At 43.7% G+C, this 18,234-nt stretch carries 21 protein-coding genes, 1 tRNA gene and 1 pseudogene; 13 read left to right on the forward strand and 10 right to left on the reverse strand.

Translation table 11 applies throughout. The features are described from left to right. Positions 1-21 precede the first annotated feature (21 nt). From BWI44_RS07480 to BWI44_RS07505, 6 genes and pseudogenes are all read left to right on the forward strand, one after another. Positions 22-879, forward strand: a complete 858-nt coding sequence (locus BWI44_RS07480; protein WP_195209876.1) for an ion transporter — start codon at positions 22-24, stop codon at positions 877-879. Positions 880-934: 55 nt separating this feature from the next. Continuing rightward, positions 935-1,360: a secondary thiamine-phosphate synthase enzyme YjbQ gene (locus tag BWI44_RS07485; RefSeq protein ID WP_138291999.1), complete on the forward strand. Its 426-nt coding sequence runs from the start codon at positions 935-937 to the stop codon at positions 1,358-1,360. Between the two features lie 9 nt (positions 1,361-1,369). Beyond that, positions 1,370-1,522, forward strand: a pseudogene (locus BWI44_RS07490) (GNAT family N-acetyltransferase); the annotation flags it as partial. A gap of 10 nt (positions 1,523-1,532) precedes the next feature. Beyond that, positions 1,533-2,258: an SDR family NAD(P)-dependent oxidoreductase gene (locus BWI44_RS07495; RefSeq protein WP_007666028.1), complete on the forward strand. Its 726-nt coding sequence runs from the start codon at positions 1,533-1,535 to the stop codon at positions 2,256-2,258. A gap of 83 nt (positions 2,259-2,341) precedes the next feature. Next, positions 2,342-3,322 (forward strand): lytic transglycosylase domain-containing protein, encoded by a 981-nt coding sequence (locus tag BWI44_RS07500; RefSeq protein WP_007666030.1) that lies wholly within the window; start codon positions 2,342-2,344, stop codon positions 3,320-3,322. Positions 3,323-3,493: 171 nt separating this feature from the next. Then, positions 3,494-4,162, forward strand: a complete 669-nt coding sequence (locus BWI44_RS07505; RefSeq protein WP_007666033.1) for an MgtC/SapB family protein — start codon at positions 3,494-3,496, stop codon at positions 4,160-4,162. Positions 4,163-4,167: 5 nt separating this feature from the next. On the opposite strand, the gene BWI44_RS07510 is transcribed toward BWI44_RS07505, so the two are convergent. From BWI44_RS07510 to BWI44_RS07520, 3 genes are all read right to left on the reverse strand, one after another. Next, positions 4,168-4,938 carry a TIGR03915 family putative DNA repair protein gene (locus tag BWI44_RS07510; RefSeq protein WP_007666035.1) on the reverse strand — a complete coding sequence of 257 codons (771 nt, stop codon included), beginning with the start codon at positions 4,936-4,938 and terminating at the stop codon, positions 4,168-4,170. Positions 4,939-4,952: 14 nt separating this feature from the next. Continuing rightward, a complete protein-coding gene (locus BWI44_RS07515) occupies positions 4,953-6,218 on the reverse strand; it encodes a putative DNA modification/repair radical SAM protein (RefSeq protein ID WP_007666037.1) in 1,266 nt (421 codons plus the stop codon). 169 nt (positions 6,219-6,387) lie between these two features. Then, on the reverse strand, positions 6,388-6,561 hold the full coding sequence (locus tag BWI44_RS07520; RefSeq protein WP_007213067.1) for a BF3379 family histone-like protein: 174 nt from the start codon (positions 6,559-6,561) through the stop codon (positions 6,388-6,390). A gap of 155 nt (positions 6,562-6,716) precedes the next feature. Here BWI44_RS07520 and BWI44_RS07525 point away from each other — a divergent pair, with 155 nt between their 5' ends. The 6 genes from BWI44_RS07525 (at position 6,717) to BWI44_RS07550 (ending at position 13,206) form a co-directional block, all read left to right on the forward strand. Continuing rightward, on the forward strand, positions 6,717-7,358 hold the full coding sequence (locus BWI44_RS07525) for an AlbA family DNA-binding domain-containing protein (protein ID WP_007213065.1): 642 nt from the start codon (positions 6,717-6,719) through the stop codon (positions 7,356-7,358). A gap of 285 nt (positions 7,359-7,643) precedes the next feature. Continuing rightward, complete coding sequence (locus BWI44_RS07530) at positions 7,644-9,035, forward strand: alanine/glycine:cation symporter family protein (RefSeq protein ID WP_130069769.1); 1,392 nt, start codon at positions 7,644-7,646, stop codon at positions 9,033-9,035. 121 nt (positions 9,036-9,156) lie between these two features. After that, positions 9,157-9,783, forward strand: a complete 627-nt coding sequence (locus BWI44_RS07535) for a DUF8491 family protein (protein ID WP_007213063.1) — start codon at positions 9,157-9,159, stop codon at positions 9,781-9,783. Between the two features lie 497 nt (positions 9,784-10,280). Beyond that, positions 10,281-12,374 carry a KamA family radical SAM protein gene (locus BWI44_RS07540; protein ID WP_130069770.1) on the forward strand — a complete coding sequence of 698 codons (2,094 nt, stop codon included), beginning with the start codon at positions 10,281-10,283 and terminating at the stop codon, positions 12,372-12,374. 108 nt (positions 12,375-12,482) lie between these two features. Next, positions 12,483-13,058: a uracil-DNA glycosylase family protein gene (locus BWI44_RS07545; RefSeq protein ID WP_195209877.1), complete on the forward strand. Its 576-nt coding sequence runs from the start codon at positions 12,483-12,485 to the stop codon at positions 13,056-13,058. A gap of 75 nt (positions 13,059-13,133) precedes the next feature. Continuing rightward, positions 13,134-13,206 (forward strand) — tRNA-Trp (locus BWI44_RS07550). Between the two features lie 81 nt (positions 13,207-13,287). Here BWI44_RS07550 and BWI44_RS07555 read toward each other — a convergent pair. The 3 genes from BWI44_RS07555 to BWI44_RS07565 all read right to left on the reverse strand — a co-directional run bounded on the left by BWI44_RS07555 (position 13,288) and on the right by BWI44_RS07565 (position 15,169). Then, entirely contained in the window at positions 13,288-13,833 is a 546-nt protein-coding gene (locus tag BWI44_RS07555) for a 7-carboxy-7-deazaguanine synthase QueE (protein WP_007666059.1), read from the reverse strand. Between the two features lie 30 nt (positions 13,834-13,863). Next, on the reverse strand, positions 13,864-14,196 hold the full coding sequence (gene queD, locus BWI44_RS07560; RefSeq protein ID WP_007213057.1) for a 6-carboxytetrahydropterin synthase QueD: 333 nt from the start codon (positions 14,194-14,196) through the stop codon (positions 13,864-13,866). A gap of 115 nt (positions 14,197-14,311) precedes the next feature. Further along, a complete protein-coding gene (locus tag BWI44_RS07565) occupies positions 14,312-15,169 on the reverse strand; it encodes a phosphodiester glycosidase family protein (protein WP_195209878.1) in 858 nt (285 codons plus the stop codon). Between the two features lie 109 nt (positions 15,170-15,278). Here BWI44_RS07565 and BWI44_RS07570 point away from each other — a divergent pair, with 109 nt between their 5' ends. Further along, the gene (locus BWI44_RS07570; RefSeq protein WP_007666073.1) at positions 15,279-15,638 is read left to right on the forward strand and encodes a YbaN family protein; all 360 of its coding nucleotides are present in this window, start codon (positions 15,279-15,281) and stop codon (positions 15,636-15,638) included. 4 nt (positions 15,639-15,642) lie between these two features. On the opposite strand, the gene BWI44_RS07575 is transcribed toward BWI44_RS07570, so the two are convergent. The 4 genes from BWI44_RS07575 to BWI44_RS07590 are packed head-to-tail and all read right to left on the reverse strand — an operon-like array spanning position 15,643 to position 18,174. After that, positions 15,643-16,227: a 5'-methylthioadenosine/S-adenosylhomocysteine nucleosidase family protein gene (locus BWI44_RS07575; RefSeq protein ID WP_044533874.1), complete on the reverse strand. Its 585-nt coding sequence runs from the start codon at positions 16,225-16,227 to the stop codon at positions 15,643-15,645. Between the two features lie 50 nt (positions 16,228-16,277). After that, on the reverse strand, positions 16,278-16,871 hold the full coding sequence (locus tag BWI44_RS07580) for a hypothetical protein (RefSeq protein ID WP_007666079.1): 594 nt from the start codon (positions 16,869-16,871) through the stop codon (positions 16,278-16,280). After that, complete coding sequence (locus tag BWI44_RS07585) at positions 16,861-17,331, reverse strand: RNA polymerase sigma factor (RefSeq protein ID WP_007666083.1); 471 nt, start codon at positions 17,329-17,331, stop codon at positions 16,861-16,863. The genes BWI44_RS07580 and BWI44_RS07585 overlap by 11 nt, the downstream gene beginning before the upstream one ends. Next, positions 17,332-18,174 (reverse strand): alpha/beta fold hydrolase, encoded by an 843-nt coding sequence (locus BWI44_RS07590; protein WP_195209879.1) that lies wholly within the window; start codon positions 18,172-18,174, stop codon positions 17,332-17,334. Between the last annotated feature and the right edge of the window lie 60 nt (positions 18,175-18,234).

Consider the following 18,234-nt stretch of genomic DNA (forward strand, 5'->3'; position numbering starts at 1 on the left):
TTGTAACAAACATTGTGAAACATGAAACTGAAAGATAAATTCACAGAACTGATGCATAATCAGGCTTTGAAGCGAAAACTATATGTCATCATATTCGAAGCTGACACACCTGCCGGGAAGCTATTCGACGTTACCCTGATCTGGTGCATATTGCTTAGCGTGGGACTTGTTATCCTGGAAAGCCTGCAAGGATTACCGGTATGGCTGAAAACTCCATTCATTGTTATGGAGTATTTACTGACCGCCTTCTTTACTTTCGAATATATCACCCGGTTGTATTGTTCGCCCAAACCTTCCAAATACGCTTTCAGTGCTTTCGGAATCATCGACTTGCTGGCTACACTGCCGCTTTATCTCGCTTTCCTGTTTCCCGGAGCACGCTATCTGCTTATTATACGGGCATTCCGCCTGATACGGATATTCCGCGTTTTCAAGTTATTCAATTTCTGGATGGAAGGGCAAATGCTACTGACAGCACTACGAGACAGTAGCAAGAAAATCGCAGTTTTCTTTATGTTTGTGGTGATTCTGGTGATATCTATCGGAACAGTGATGTACATGATTGAAGGAGGAAAACCCAATACACAGTTCAGCAATATTCCCAACAGTATTTATTGGGCCTGCGTCACCCTTACCACCGTAGGTTACGGAGATATAACTCCTGTCACCGCCTTGGGGAAATTCCTTTCGGGTTGTGTCATGCTGATAGGTTACACTATTATTGCAGTACCCACCGGCATAGTTTCCGTATCGCTGATGAAAAGACATGAAAAGAATGTAGCAAGAGAGTGCCCCAACTGTCACAGGCGAGGACACGAAGAAAGTGCACAGTTCTGTAAGTATTGCGGATCATCACTTGATAAAGCCTCTAAAGAATAGAAAGACTTTCATACTAAATCATATCGGTAAATAATAACGCATAGAAATATATAAAATGGAACAATTTTTTGTTACTCAAAGAGAATTTACCCTACGTCCCCGTACACGTGGCTTTCACCTGATAACGGATGAAATAATACGTAACCTGCCGCGTCTGCCGCAAGCCGGACTTTTACATCTGTTCATCAAGCATACCTCTGCCGGACTTAGCATCAATGAAAATGCTGATCCGGATGTCCAGACGGACATGGAAGCCATCTTCAACCACCTGGTGAAAGAACGGGAACCCTACTATATGCATACCTGTGAAGGAGATGACGACATGCCCGCCCATGCTAAATCGACTCTGACAGGTAATAGTCTCAGCATACCTATCACTGATGGTAGACTGAATATGGGTATCTGGCAAGGTATATACCTCTGTGAATTCCGCAATCATGGCGGTGGAAGAAAAATAGTAGCAACCGTCATCGGACAATAAAATATATGAAAACAAAGTTTCCGCAAAGTGGATGTCAACGAACAAAACGAACAGGCTTTCCGCTTCTACCGTAACAGGGGCTTTGAAGTAATAAGCCGGGATGAAACAGATGCACAAGGCAAGCCCTTTCCCATCCTGCACATGCAATTAACAAACTACTAATACAGTAATTATGAAACGAGCCATTATTATAGGAGCCACCTCCGGCATAGGAGAAGAAGTTGCCAAACTGCTAATTCAGCAAGGTTGGCACATCGGTATTGCCGGAAGACGGGAAGAAGCATTGGAGAAACTGCAAGCCACCGCCCCCGGGCAAATCGAAATCCAACGTCTGGACGTAACAGATCCAGATGCCCCTACCCTACTGGAGACACTTATCCGGAAGTTAGGTGGCATGGATTTGTTCTTCCTCAGCTCCGGCATAGGAAGTCAGAACCCAGACCTGAAACCGGAAATAGAACTAAATACCGCCCGTACCAACGTAGAAGGATTCACCCGCATGGTGACCGCCGCCTTCAATCACTTCAAAAACGAAGGAGGTGGGCATATCGCTGTCATCAGCTCCATTGCAGGCACCAAAGGATTGGGCATCGCCCCGGCCTATTCCGCAACGAAACGCTTCCAGAATACTTACATCGAAGCCTTGGCACAACTCTCCCGGATGCAACACTTGAATATCCATTTCACAGACATACGCCCGGGTTTCGTCGCTACCGACTTACTGAAAAGTGGCAAGTTCCCCATGCTTATGCAAGCCAATCAGGTAGCGAAGAGTATCGTCCATGCCTTGAACCGGAAAAAACGGGTCATTGTGATTGACGGTAGATACCGTGTAGTTGTCTTTTTCTGGCGAATGATCCCCCGGTGGTTATGGGAAAGATTGCCTATAAAGAACTAAGATTCGTTGTAAAGACACCATAGTTCTTGCCTCATTCCCGTAAATATTGTATATTCGACCTCGAACCAAACAAACTTTTGAAAATGAAAAAAAACTCAATACATATCCTGATAGTTACCTCAGTTGCTCTATGCGCCGGTGCCGCACTTCCATTTCTGTTTGGGCACAGCACGATAGATCCTGAACAGCAATCCGTTAAATCCGAAGTTCCCTATTGTGTCACCTCCCCTTCCGTACCGGATAAAATCACCTTTGCCGGACAGGAAATTGACCTGACACGCTACGATCATCGTGAACGCATGGACCGTGAACAAATGTCGTTCACCTATATGCACTCCACCACCATGCTCACCATCAAGCGTGCGAACCGCTTCTTTCCCATCATAGAACCCATATTGAAGGAAAACGGTGTACCCGACGATTTCAAATACCTCGCCGTAATAGAGAGTAACCTCAACACCCTTGCCCGTAGTCCGGCAGGAGCAGCCGGAATGTGGCAGTTCATGCAAACTACCGGACGCGAATTCGGCCTTGAAGTAAACCCCAATATCGACGAACGTTATCACGTGGAGAAAGCCACCCGTGCCGCATGCCAGTATCTGAAAGATGCCTACCAAAGATATGGTAACTGGCTTTGCGTAGCCGCTGCTTACAATGGTGGACAAGGCCGCATCTCCTCTGAACTGAAAAAACAGCTCGTAGATCAAGCCGTAGACCTTTGGCTTGTAGAAGAAACTTCCCGTTACATGTTCCGTCTGCTTGCCGCTAAAGCCGTCATCAGTAATCCGCAGCGCTATGGCTTTTTACTGAAACGGGAACATCTTTACCCTGTCATTCCCTATACAGAGATCAATGTAACAACAAGTATCGACAATCTGGCACAATTTGCTAAGAGTAAAGGTATTACCTACGCCCAACTGAAGGATGCCAACCCATGGCTGCGCGATAGTTCTTTACAAAACAAAAGCGGACGTACATACGTTCTTAAAATACCGACACAGGCGGGAATGCACTATGATCCGAAGAAGACTGTGCCGCATAATAGGGCATGGGTTATAAATTAAGTACTTTTCTTTTGTCTTGAGACAAAAGAAAAGATACCAAAAGAAAAACTCAAGGCTGCACTTCCGGAGCTACTCCGACACTGCCATTGCCTCTTTCTTTTTGGTATCTTTTTCTTTCGGGGCAAGCCGAAAGAAAAAGTACAGTAACTTAAAACACAGAAAGGAGCCAATATGACATTAGATTTCGATTTCGTACTCAGACTATTAGTAGCCGGCATCTTAGGTGCCATCATCGGCCTGGACAGAGAATACCGTGCCAAAGAAGCAGGATACCGTACTCACTTTTTAGTATCATTGGGCAGTGCCCTCATCATGATTGTTTCCCAATATGGCTTTCAGGACATTATCAAAGAAAACAGCGTCTCGCTGGACCCGAGTCGTGTAGCGGCCCAGGTAGTCAGCGGTATCGGTTTTATCGGTGCCGGTACCATCATATTACAAAAGCAAATAGTCAGAGGATTGACTACTGCTGCCGGAATATGGGCTACAGCAGGCATCGGTCTGGCGGTTGGAGCCGGAATGTATGTAATAAGTATAGCCGCTACCCTGCTCACTCTGGCAGGATTGGAACTGCTCAGCATCCTGTTCAAAAGTGTAGGGATGAAAAGCTCCATGATAACATTCTCTACCGGAAATAAGGATATCCTTAAGGAAGTATCCGATCGCTTTAACTCCCGAAATTATATGTTAGTCTCCTACAAAATGGAAAGATTAGGTTCCGGAGATACAGAAAGGTATATAGTGACTATGATTATCAAATCCAAGCGGAGTAATGACGAAGGACACATGCTGTCACTTATGCAGGAATGGCCGGATGTGACAGTAGAACAAATCGAATGATCTTGTTACTGCTTCTCTGTCATGTGTTTCCAGTAACGTATAGGCATATCTTGTTTATGCTTCCGCGGATTTAGCCGTTCTTTGATACAGATGGCTTTAAAGTATGTCTTCCAGAGTTGCTGAAAAAGTTTCTCGTCTTTATCCATCAGGCTTTCATCCAGCATACCTGTGACCAGATGTCGCTCGCATGAACCTTCTTCAAAAGTGACCTGACGTACTTCTTTCAAATCATAATAGAAACCATACGCCCGTTTTATGTCATATATCAGCCAGGGCTGATCGGCAAAACGATCCTTAAAATGATCGATAGCCAGTGGTAGAGCATTCTTTTCCGGCTCTACCGCAGCAAAGAAGGTGCCGTCGGCAGCTTTCTGAAAACGGATAAACTGGAGCATACGAAGACGTTCCCAATCCACCCGCTTCCACATACGCGAGAATTCCAGTACATCCGGATCGGCAAAATTGGTTTCAATGGAACGGGGAGCATCAATCGCCTTACGAATATAGCGAAACAAAAGCATCGGAGTTTCCTGTTCCTCCGCCAGCCAACATTGGGCGAGGCAAGACAGAGCACCGGAAGAGAGTTTCTTTTGCAAACCACGCCATACTCGCTTCGCCTTTTCTTCTTCGGTGATTACCGTGAAGACTTCATCATAAAATAAAGGTAATGGCTCTCCTTCCGGAGACAATGCATCAGGAAAAACACGACGGGAATAGGCTTCAAAAACAGAAGTCAGCAAACCCTCGAAAGTATTATCAAAAACAAATATATTCATGGAAAAAAACTCTCTTAGTCGCGGAAATCAAGCAACAACTGCCTTTCGTCCACTTTCTTCTTGTTCGGCTTCGTAATCAGCAAACTGCGCACTGCTTGCGGAGTCATTTCATTCACTGTCTTCATAGGGAGTTCATGGCAAGTAATAAAGTACTGCGCTTTTTTCATCACCACTCCTATCTTCTTTAACTCATAGAAACCTAACTTAGAAAAACGACGGGATGCCACGATCAATCTTGCCGACTTCACTCCTACCCCCGGAATACGCAATAACATCTCATAATCCGCCCGATTGATATCTACCGGAAACTGCTCCGGATGGCGTAAGGCCCACGACAGTTTAGGATCAATCTCCAAGTCCAGGTCAGGATATGCATCATCCACAATCTCTTCCACCTTAAACTGATAAAAGCGCATGAGCCAATCTGCCTGATACAGGCGATTTTCACGTACCAGCGGTGGTTGCTTCAGAGCCGGCAAACGCGTATCATACGTATTCACAGAGATATAACCGGAATAATAAACACGCCTCATTGTAGGTCCTTTGTAAAGAGCTGATGAAAGAAAAAGAATATCTTTGTCCGTTTCCGCTGTAGCCCCTACAATCATTTGTGTGCTCTGTCCGGCAGGAGCAAAACGTGGTGCATGACGGTGTTTTTTCCGTTCCTCCGAACTTTCCAGTACGCCTTGCTGAATATAGCGCATCGGTGCATATACACTCTTATGGTCTTTTTCCGGGGCAAGAAGTTTCAGATTCTCCTCTTTCGGTATTTCTACATTGACGCTGAGGCGGTCGGCATACAGCCCCGCTTCATTCACCAGTTCACGACTGGCTCCGGGAATACTTTTCAAATGGATATAGCCATTGAAACGATGCACTGTGCGCAAGTCTTTTGCCACGCGCACCAAGCGTTCCATGGTATAATCCGGACTCCGCACCACACCACTGCTCAGGAATAATCCTTCTATATAATTGCGGCGATAGAACTCCATCGTCAGATCTACCAACTCACTGACAGAAAGCGTAGCACGCGGCAAATCATTAGAGCGACGATTGATGCAATATGCACAGTCGTAAATGCAATAGTTCGTCAACATCACCTTCAGCAGTGAAATGCAACGTCCGTCCTCAGCAAAACTATGGCAAATGCCCCAACCACCGACAGTATTACCCAACATACCGGGTTTGTTGGAACGCACGGTACCGCTAGACGAGCATGAGACGTCATATTTGGCCGACTCCGCCAGTATTTTCAGTTTATTGAGGACGTTTTCATTCATATCCACTACACAACTTATAATTGGGTCAAAATTAGCAATTCGAAGAGAAGGAAACAAATAATGGGAAGTTAAATAATGAATAACTATTCAGAGTATCTTCATACCTGTAAAACCAAAAAAGACCGCTCTCATTGAGACGGTCTTTCAATTCTTTCAGTAAGCGTGCTTATTATTTAGCAGCTTCCAAAGATGCTTTGCGGAATGCTTTCATTGATTTTTCAATTTCCAAAGAAGCCTTACGTGCACGAGTACCGGCAGCTTTGTTACCATTTTCAATCTGAGCTTTTGCATCTTTCTCGAATGCTGCATACAATTCAGCAACTTTTTCAACTAATTCTTTCATAATCCTTTTCTTATTAATATTACTTCGTTAATAATGTCTGGCAAAAATACACTCTTTCTTGAAATAAATGCAGAAAAACAATATTTTTTTTGAAATAATCCGCAAAAATTGCACAAAAAAACGTCCTCTGGCGTTTTTTACCTACTTTTGCAGGCATGAAACCCCTTACAGATACGGAATACATACACTTGCTCATAGCCGAAGGCGAACACCAAAGGCAGGACTTTAAGTTTGAGATTTCCGATGCCCGTAAGATCGCAAAAACGCTCTCCGCCTTTGCCAATACGGACGGCGGGCGGTTGCTGATCGGGGTAAAAGATAACGGAAAGATTGCCGGAGTTCGCTCCGATGAGGAACAATATATGATAGAGGCGGCAGCACAAATGTACTGTCAGCCGGAAGTGAATTATACCATGCAGACCTTTCAGGCGGAAGGACGCAGTGTGCTGGTAGTGCAGATTGAGGAAAGTTTGCAAAAACCCGTATATGCCAAGGATGAAACTGGAAAACCGTTGGCTTATCTGCGCATCAAGGATGAGAATATACTCGCTACACCGGTTCATCTGCGTGTATGGCAGCAAAGTGGTAGTCCGCGGGGAGAACTGATAACTTATACTGAACGCGAACAGTTGTTGCTTGACTTGTTGGAAGAAAATGACAGTCTATCGTTAAACAGGTATTGTAGGCTGGCACGCCTTTCCCGACGTGCAGCGGAACATTTACTTGCCAAGTTCATCCGGTTTGATATTGTAGAACCGGTATTTGAAGGTCATAAGTTTCACTTCAGACTAAAATAAATGATTATTCTTCTATCCTGACTTTTATTTCTTGGGGATGAGTAGAAAGTTATTTACAGAAAAGAGGAGCCGGACACAGTCGTTACCTTAGGGTATCTCTGTCGTTACTTGAGGGTGCCTCTGTCGTTACCTTAGGGTACCTCAGTCGTTACTTGAGACAGACTCAATATAACACACTCACAATCAATCAGTTATAAGCGTATCTTTTGTAATCCTTAGAATCATAAATTCAGACAGAAGAACCGACTGTTTATCATTAAACAAGTAAATATAAAACAATATAGCATGAATATAATCAATTCAATCAACGATATTCTCTGGACCTATATCCTTATCGCTCTGCTTTTGGGATGTGCCCTTTGGTTCACGCTGAAAACCCGCTTCGTACAGTTCCGCATGATAGGTGAAATGGTACGTTTACTAGGTGACTCAGCAGGAACAAACGGCAAGCCAGGTGAAAAGCATATTTCTTCATTTCAGGCATTTGCCATCTCCATTGCCAGCCGTGTAGGTACGGGCAATCTGGCGGGTGTGGCCACTGCCATCGCTGTAGGCGGACCGGGAGCAGTGTTCTGGATGTGGGTCATTGCCCTGTTTGGTGCTGCCAGTTCATTCGTAGAGTCCACATTGGCACAATTATATAAGGTGAGAGGCAAAGACTCTTTCATTGGCGGTCCCGCCTATTATATGCGGAAAGGATTGAAACAACCGTGGATGGGTACTGTGTTTGCCGTACTCATTACGATAACTTTCGGCTTCGCCTTCAACTCCGTGCAAAGCAATACACTGTGCGCAGCTTTTGAACATGCGTTCGGTTTCGACCACGCCATTGTAGGAGGGGTTATTACCATAGCCACGCTGCTTATTATCTTTGGTGGTGTACAGCGCATTGCTAAAGTAAGCAGTATCATTGTCCCCATTATGGCATTGGGATATATTGCTTTGGCACTGATTATTGTAGCTATCAATATCACCGAACTTCCTGCCGTTATCAAACTCATCGTCAGCCATGCCTTCGGCTGGCAACAGGTATTGGGTGGTGGTGTAGGTATTGCATTGATGCAAGGCATCAAGCGGGGATTGTTCAGCAATGAAGCAGGTATGGGTTCCGCTCCCAATGTGGCAGCCACCGCACACGTCACACATCCCGTAAAGCAGGGGCTGATACAGACCTTGGGCGTTTTCACCGATACATTAATTATATGTACCTGCACCGCGTTCATTATACTTTTCAGTGGTGCGCCGCTGGACGGCTCTACCAACGGGGTACAACTTACGCAACAAGCATTGACGAATGAGATAGGTTCAGCAGGAAGCATTTTTGTTGCTATTGCTTTGTTCTTCTTCGCCTTCAGCAGCATTCTGGGTAATTATTATTATGGAGAAGCCAATGTACGTTATCTTACCCGTAAAAAATGGATATTGAACATTTACCGTATTCTGGTAGGTGGTATGGTGCTATTTGGTGCACTCGCTGCACTGGATGTGGCCTGGAGTCTGGCAGATGTCACCATGGGATTGATGGCGCTCTGTAACCTGATTGCCATCAGCCTGCTCGGTAAATACGCTTTTAAACTACTGGAAGACTACCGTGCACAGAAGCGGGTGGGTATCAAAGACCCTGTTTTCACAAAAGACCGCCTCAAAGAGGTAGAAAATGACATAGAGTGCTGGTAAGAGATTTATGATTTATAAATTATGATTTATACAATTGTTGGTGTAAATCAACTTATTTCGTACTTTTGTAACCGCAATTGCCCCGGCAATTATAAATCATAAATCATAAAACATAAATAAGATGGGTATATTTGCCAAACTATTTAAAAAGAATTCCGAGGGTACTTCCTCCAAAAACGTGGAAGATTTCGTGTCACTGACACGCGTTTATTTCCAGTCCGTGATTGCCGCTAATCTGGGAATTACGAACATTCGTTTCGTGCCGGATGTAGCCAACTTCAAACGCCTGTTCAAAATACCGACTCAGGGCGGACGACTGGGACAAGCCGAAAAGACTGCTTCACGCAAAATGCTGATGCAGGACTATGGACTGAGTGAAAACTTCTTCAAGGAAATCGACGCTTCCGTAAAGAAGCATTGCCGCACGCAGAATGATGTGCAGGCATACTTGTTTATGTATCAAGGCTTCTCACAAGACCTGATGATGTTGATGGGTAACTTGATGCAATGGAAGTTTCGCGTGCCCTCTGTTTTTAAAGGCGCACTGCGCAGTATGACCGAAAAGACCGTACATGATGTCTGCACCAAAACCGTATGGAAAAAGGACGATGTACATAAGACGGCTATGGCAGTCCGCCAATATAAAGAGCGTCTGGGATACTCCGAGCAGTGGATGACAGAATACGTGTACAACGTTGTATTACTGGCTAAAAAAGAACCGAAAAACAAAGCCACGGAAGAGAAATAAGCTTGAAATATCTATCAGGTAAAAACTGTTATCAAAAGAAAAAGTTTTCTAAAGAAATAATCAATAGAAAAGGCGAGAAATGATTTTCTCGCCTTTTTTTGTTATTTTTATGCAACTTTTTTGCTCGAAGGAGCAACAACACTTTATGCAAAGAGATTGTTGTAAGATATAGCGGACTTTATCCGCTAAGCCACAGGCAACAAGCTATCAGTGACAAACTATTGCACTGGGTAAGTTAAAAAACTCTGATAAGTTGATAGTTCAAAACCTATTAGTTCAAGTAATCTGATTATTCAGAAGATTTCATAATTTAGAATATCCGATAACTCAGAAGATTTGATAATTCAAATAGTTTGATTTAGGCTCAGTAAGTCAGGCAACCTTTCAGGCTATCAGAGTTACCCGTAGCTTATAACTTTTAACTCAGCTTGTTACTTGCAACTTGTAGCTCGTAACTCGTAGTTATTTCAGTATTAATCATTAAAAAACAACCGCTTATGAAACAAAAGAAAATGCTTGCACTCACTTTATCCCAGTTGAAGCAACTTTATCGAAATGAACTTCCCGAAATTGTACGCATCGCCGAACAGAGCGACGGTACGGAAAGCTTCAAGCAAGGCATTTCGGAATTCATTACCAATCAGGCTGATACGGAAAGTGAAGTTGTCAGGCAAATTCGACTTCTGATTGAATATGACGGCCAGGAAGTCCATGAACTTTCTACCGATGAACAAATGATTGTTTCTACCCTGTCACTTCTATACGTGTTTCTTATCGGAAATCTGGAAGAAGATGTGGAAACAGACGTGTTCCTGGATATTTTCCAGCAATTCAAACGCTTACAGCATCCTGCTGCCCCACTCCCCGCACCCCAACGCGTCAAAGCGTGGACCGAGCGCTGGCCCAGCGGACTGGACGAAGACGTACAACTGATCCATGCCAAAAATAAAGAGCGTATTCTGCACGCATTGATACAGAAGATAGAGCACCGTACCGCTGTTTCCCGCTACCACTTTGAAGAGGGCATCAGCTACGAAGAGAAATACCGCCTCGTCAACGAATGGTGGAACGATTTCCGTTTCCATCTGGCCATGGCTGCCAAAAGCCCTACAGAACTGAATCGCTTTCTGGGCAATTCACTTTCTGCTGAAACCATGTATCTGTTATCTCGTGCCCGCAAGAAAGGAATGCCTTTCTTCGTTACACCTTACTATCTGCACTTGTTAAATCCCGGCAGTACAGGATACAACGATGAATCTCTGCGCAGCTACATCCTCTACTCCCCGCAACTGGTGGAAACCTACGGACAAATCCGCGCTTGGGAACGTGAAGACATAGTAGAAGCCGGAAAACCCAATGCGGCCGGCTGGCTCCTGCCCGACGGGCACAATATCCACCGTCGTTATCCGGAAGTAGCCATCCTCATTCCCGATACCATGGGACGCGCTTGTGGCGGGCTTTGTGCTTCCTGCCAGCGTATGTATGACTTCCAGAGCAAACGACTCAATTTTGAGTTTGACTCCCTACGTCCTAAAGAAACATGGGAAAAGAAATTGCGCCGTCTGATGACTTACTTCGAGGAAGATACCCAGTTGCGTGATATCCTCATCACAGGTGGAGATGCCCTCATGAGTCAGAACAAGACGCTGAACACAATTCTGGAAGCCGTTTACCGTATGGCTGCCCGTAAACGGAAAGCCAATCAGGAACGCCCGGAAGGAGAAAAGTATGCCGAATTACAGCGTATCCGCCTCGGATCGCGTTTGCCAGCTTATCTGCCAATGCGTATCAACAATGAATTGGTAGAAATTCTGCGAACTTTCAAGGAGAAAGCATCCGTCATCGGTATCCGTCAGTTCATCATTCAAACGCATTTCCAAACTCCATTGGAGGTTACTCCCGAGGCAAAGGAAGGTATTCGCAAATTATTATCGGCAGGCTGGCTGATTACCAACCAACTTGTGTATAACGTAGCTGCCTCACGTCGGGGACATACCACCCGCCTACGCCAAGTACTTAACGAACTGGGAGTTGTCTGTTACTATACATTCTCCGTAAAAGGTTTCGAAGAAAACAACGCAGTCTTTACACCAAACAGCCGTTCCATGCAGGAACAGCAAGAAGAAAAGCGTTTCGGCAAACTAAATAAAGAAGATGCCTTCAACCTGTCTGCATCGCTCGAAACCGCACTTGATCCTGCATCCTGTATCCGCCACTTCCTGAAGATACATCATCTTCCGTTTCTTGCCACAGACCGCAGCGTGTTAAACCTGCCCGCCATTGGCAAGAGCATGACGTTCAATCTGGTAGGAATGACCGAAGACGGAAAGCGCATCCTTCGTTTCGACCACGACGGAACACGTCGCCACAGCCCGATAATCAATCAACTCGGACAGGTATATATCGTAGAGAATAAGTCCATAGCCGCCTACCTGCGACAACTGCGTGCCATGGGAGAAGATGTGGAAGACTACGCAAGTATCTGGAATTATACGGAAGGCAAAACCGAATCACGGTTCAGCCTGTACGAATATCCGGACTTCCCCTTCCGCATCACAGAAAAAATGAGTAATCTGGAAATAGCAGAGTAACTTCCGGAAATAATCTATACTTTTGCATAAGAAAATCACAGAGTCGTCTGAGAAGTCTGAATCATATTCCGGGCTTTTCAGACATTTTTTATCCTAAAAATAGTAAGTATGGAAATCGAACGGCACCCTTTAGAACCCTTTCTTCCTGCTAACGCCCGTTTGCTGATGCTGGGAAGTTTTCCACCTCAAAAGAAAAGGTGGTCGATGGAGTTTTATTATCCGAACTGGAACAATGATATGTGGCGGATTGTAGGACTCTTGTTCTTCAATGATAAGAACCATTTTCTGAACGAAACGGCAAAAGCTTTCGACAAAGATCGCATTATCCCTTTCCTACAAGAAAAAGGCATTGCCCTATTTGATACAGCTACCGCCATACGACGGTTGCAAGACAATGCATCCGACAAATTTCTGGAAGTTGTAGAACCTACGGATATCGAGGGCATGCTCCGTCGCTTACCGGAATGTAAAGCCATAGTTACTACAGGTGAGAAAGCAACGGAAACTTTATGCGAACAATTCTCTCTTGAAAAGCCGAAAGTGGGAGATTTTACAGGGTTTGTTTTTGATGGCAAACCTATGCGACTCTATCGGATGCCTTCTTCTTCGCGCGCTTATCCGCTTGCTTTAGAAAAAAAAGCAGCAGCCTACCGCATTATGTATCAGGACTTACAGATGTTATAAGACGAGAGAGCGTTAAAATAATCGCTCATCTCTCTTGCATATTTGAAAGTTTACATTACCTTTGCAGCCGCAAACACGGGAGTAGCTCAGTTGGTAGAGCACTGGTCTCCAAAACCAGGTGTCGGGAGTTCGAGCCTCTCCTCCCGTGCAAGATGAAAATAGCTGCAAGTAAAAACTTGCAGCTATTTTCATTTATTACCCCTGTCATCCTATAACACTACCCGATTCATTAACGAATGTCAATCAGTTTATGTGTTTGCAGACTTAACCGCCATTTAGGATGTTGCATGACGCACGCCACTGTTTCCGCAGTATTACTACATGAACATGGTTGCAGAAAGAAATATTCAGCAGGAAGCAACTCGTAGACTCCAATATCCTGACCTTCGTAAACGACCTTCACCTCATCCATACGGGTAATCCCCAACTTCACCCCTTGCTTGGGAGAACAAGTCACCCAATCAATATTTGGGGGCAATGGATTCGTTCCATTCGTTTCGATACAGACATACTTTCCCGCCTGGTGCAAACGGTCGATAAAAGCCTCATCAACCCAGAGAGAAGGTTCTCCACCCGTCAAGATAACCGTAACAGCCGGATACTTTCCTACTTCGGCAATAATTTCATCATCGGACATCAGCACACCTTCTTCATGCCGTGTATCGCAAAAAGAGCATTTCAGATTGCAACCGGAAAAGCGGATAAAGACAGCAGGCGTGCCGGTGTGATAGCCTTCACCTTGCAAGCTATAAAAAATCTCATTAATCTTTCTCATAAAAAATATTTGTGCCGGCTTTCAGTAGGGTTATTCTTTCTCATAAGTGGCTACATTGGATTCAGATTCCTGCACCTCGACTTTGAAGCAAGTAGGTATCTGCTCACATATCCAGCGGGCTATATTCTCTGCGGTAGGATTGAATGGAAGAACTTCATTCAAATTACGATGATCTAACTTTCCTTTCACCGTTTCTTTGATGTGACTGAAATCAACTACCATTCCATCGGCATTGAGTTCCCGGGAACGGCAGTAGACTGTGATAATCCAATTGTGACCATGCAGATCCTCACATTTGCTGCGATAGGAAAGTTTCAGGCTATGGGCAGCTGATATTTCCATGCGTTTGATAACTGTATACATATTCTTGTTAATACGCTAATTAAGAAAATACTTTGTCTGTTGTCGCACCTAATGTCACCTCGGCACGGCACAAAAGTACAAAAATTCTAAGGATTACAGTTTAAATCTTCCGCTTTTATTCATAAACACAAAGTGAATTGGCAACCTTACGCTCCCCTTTATTATCATAAAGTTTATTGTCAGTAAGCTTGTTTACAATTCCATTATCCGGTGCAGAAGCACTCCAGAGTGTAGTAGAACCACCACCATCCAGGTTCAAAGCTTTCCTTGCACCCAATACACGAAGAAGATGTGTCAACTCAGGGATATTGATACCTTCCGCCTTACCTTCGAAACGGCCCGCAACCGCAATCAGAAATACCGTTCCATCCTTCATCAGAGCTACGGCACTCCGTGGATGTTTAGTCTGAACGAATGACCGGTTACAAGCAGACAAGTCACAAGTTTTTCCATCCAGCAGCATCAACGGGCCGGAAACGAGAATACTCCCTTCTTTCTGTTCGCAAGTTTTCTCATCCTGTTTCTTCCAAGCTATGATGTCCAGTTTCCCTTTATCTATTTTCACGGCACCATTGGATACAGTACTGAGTACACCGGTCGCAGTAGTATCCACCACCACCCCGTCTTTCCTCAAATAGCAGATAGAAGTTCCTTGCTTGATATTGAAATAAGAACCGTTAATAGCCACCACTGCACCGGAACGACGGGCAGCATTACTGGTTTCTTCTTTAGGAGAATGAATTAAAATGTCAAACCGATGTTGTTCCGGTTTGATTTCAAGAATAGCAACATGCTGCGGAACACCATACAAAGAAACGAACTCCGCTTCGCGACAAAGTACACCTTTTCCCATAGAAGTTACATTCCAATGAGCAGTAACAAGTGCTAAAGAATCTGCAGTGGTCTGTGCCACCACAACAAATACATTACACAGTATCAGCAATAGCGTGAAGACGGATTTTCTCAAATACATGTTTTGACTTTATTGAAAATTCTTCGCAAACATAAGCATTTAAAGTGAATGTCAGATAACAAAGCAAACAGAACTTTCTCCGTAAACAAAAAAAGAGTACTTTTGCGGCATGAAAACCCTTTATATAGCACTTGGTACACTCTCTTTGGCACTTGGTATCCTCGGCATTTTTCTGCCGTTGCTACCCACTACTCCATTTCTGCTACTCACGGCTGCACTCTACTTTAAAAGTTCGCCTCGCCTGTATAACTGGTTATTAAATCATAAGCATCTCGGCCCTTATATCCGCAACTTTCGTGAAAACAAAGCCATCCCTCTACGCGCAAAGATAATTTCCATCTCGCTGATGTGGATCACCATGCTCTACTGCGTGTTTTTTATCATACCGTATATATGGGTAAAAGTAATACTCCTGATTATTGCAGCAGGAGTAACCTATCATATCCTTTCGTTTAAGACGCTGAAGTAGATGCTTATTTTACCGCTCCACCTATCTGTTCAAAGAATTCCCCCAACCCCTTACGTGCATCAGCCAGTTTATCCTCCCAATGCTTCACGGAGTTCTGTCCTATGATATCCGTCACATACTTCACAGCAATAAAAGGCACGTTCTTGACACGGCAAACAAAGGCTTGCGCAAAAGCTTCCATATCAACCACATCGCCTTTCACATCCGAAAGTTCTGTCAGAAACGTATCACCTGTATTACAAATGCCTTCTCCCGCCCAATGCGTACAATATCCCTTCTCTGCCAACAAGGCAGAAGAATCAATCTCATATTCCAAGCCCATATCGGCTAACTTCTGCATATCACGATCTATAAAATGACGGCACACCAGAATATCCCCTACCTGGCAATCAATGCTTCCCGCCGTACCTACGTTGATCACCAAGTCCGGCTTGGCCTGATTGAGCACTTCAGAAACATAATAAGCTGACTTCACTTTGCCTACTCCTGTACGAATATAGCCGATGTGAACTTCTTCCTCTCCTATCAATCCGGGAAACTTTAACTCCGTAAACTCACCCTGTACGGCGTAAGTAACTAAAATTTTCATACTGCATCTTTTTATTTTGAGCGAGTAAATGTACAACTTTTTTTTAGAAACTAAAATTCATCCACTTGCGACTTAATCTTTTCGATCTGTCTGATCAAACAATCCATCTTCCGCCTATTCTTTTTAATCATTACAGGACGCAGAACAAACCAATTAAGGGCAATCCATAAAAACAAAACAGAATACGCTATCAGTCTGAACGTAAAAGATGAATTAAGAGTATATTCATACATATAAAGAAGGATACCGAAGGATAGCAAAATGAAATATAAACTCATTACCTTAGTCTGCATGAAAGTTTCTTTCCCTTTCAGCATAAGCAAATTATTCAGATAATCGATATTCGACTGTTTCTCGTCCAATGACCTATACAAAGAAGTTATCTTCCGATTGACCACCACCACAATACACATCGGCAAGATTCCCACAATGATTCCAATCTTAGTACTCAAGAATTGCGGTTTGAAATAGATCCAGATAAATATCATAAAAAGGATAGTCAACACTAAGATAACATCAAGAAATATCCCACTTTTAAGACCGCTCTTTCTGAAACGGCTGATCTTATTCAATATTTCAGATTGATCGGCAGCCGGAACAGCCTGCCTGTTCCACAATTCTTTTATATCAATATTACTCTCCATATTCTTTGAATTTTCTTGTTAACTGGGCTTTTATACGATGAATTCTTACACGGACATTACTCTCCGACAATCCAATGATTTGCGCTATATCCGCTTGCCTGACATCTTCCAGCTCCAGCGAAATGATAATGCGGTCTATCTCCGAAAGCTCTGCAATAAACTTGTATAGTAACTGAATCTGCGGCTCAATATCCGTCTTTTCATCTTCAAATAAATCGGCAGGAAACTGCGTAGATAAGATTTGCTTCTTCCGTTCCAGTTGACGCAGGCAGTTATTGGTTGCAATACGAAATATCCAGGTATCAATATTGGCTTCATTCCTGAAGGTGGGTAGATATTGCCAGACTTTAATAAAAGTTTCCTGAGCCATGTCCTGAGCTAAGCTGTAGTCATTTACATACCCCATGCATAAGCGGAATATTTTATTCCAGTACCTCCTATATATATCTTCAAATTCCACTTAACGCTCTTTTATAAATTCACAAATTTGATGAATGAACCATTCCCTATCATCAAACATCACAAAATGCAAGCCTTTATCTGCATATCTGATTTGCGCTACTGACAAATTCTTATATTGATTCTTAATGACCGTATCTATATGTTTGAAATAAGGTCCCAAAAGTACGAGAGAAGGGACAACTATATTCTTTATACATTCCCTTAAATCTGTATTCGAGAAATCACAGAATAGTTTAGCATACGTCTTTCTGTCAGATGCCAATCCCCAGTTTACGATTTCGGCAAATCTCAATGAATCAGTGGTAAGCGTTGCCGCACTCATTCTTTGCATCTGTGCAAATTGCTCCTCATCCATAGCTGTAATCCTATCAATTAAATCTGTGCAATCATTATCAGAAGCAGATTTAAAATCAGGAACTGTCAAAGCCATCAGACAAGGCAAGGCATCTACAATCACAATCTTTCCTGTAAGCTCCGGGAATTCAGCCGCAATTGCAAGTACCAAACCACCTCCCATACTATGCCCCACGAGAATAGGTTTCTCTATCCGCTCCTCTTTGATAAACTTTGCAATCTGCATTTTCCATCTTTCGAATGATGGACACTCTTCAGGTGCAACGCCCGAAAAGCCCGCCATTGTCAGCACATAGCAGGTATAGCTGTCTTTCAGTACGCTGACTGTTTCCGTCCAGACATCACCCGAGCATGCAAAACCGGGTATAAATATAACCGTTTGTTTTCCTGTTCCCGATTTTACTACCGAAAAAGGATAATCCTGTGCAAAAATCAAAAGAGAAGTTCCCAATAACATCAGGATCAAAAGTAATCTTTTCATCACCATATATTCTAAAGTTTTTCCTTTAGATACGGGTCACTCCGAAATGTTACAAGAAAAAGAGAA

The sequence above is a fragment of the Bacteroides sp. Phil13 genome, assembly GCF_001940965.1.
In the GTDB taxonomy this organism is placed as follows: Bacteria; Bacteroidota; Bacteroidia; order Bacteroidales; family Bacteroidaceae; genus Bacteroides; species Bacteroides intestinalis.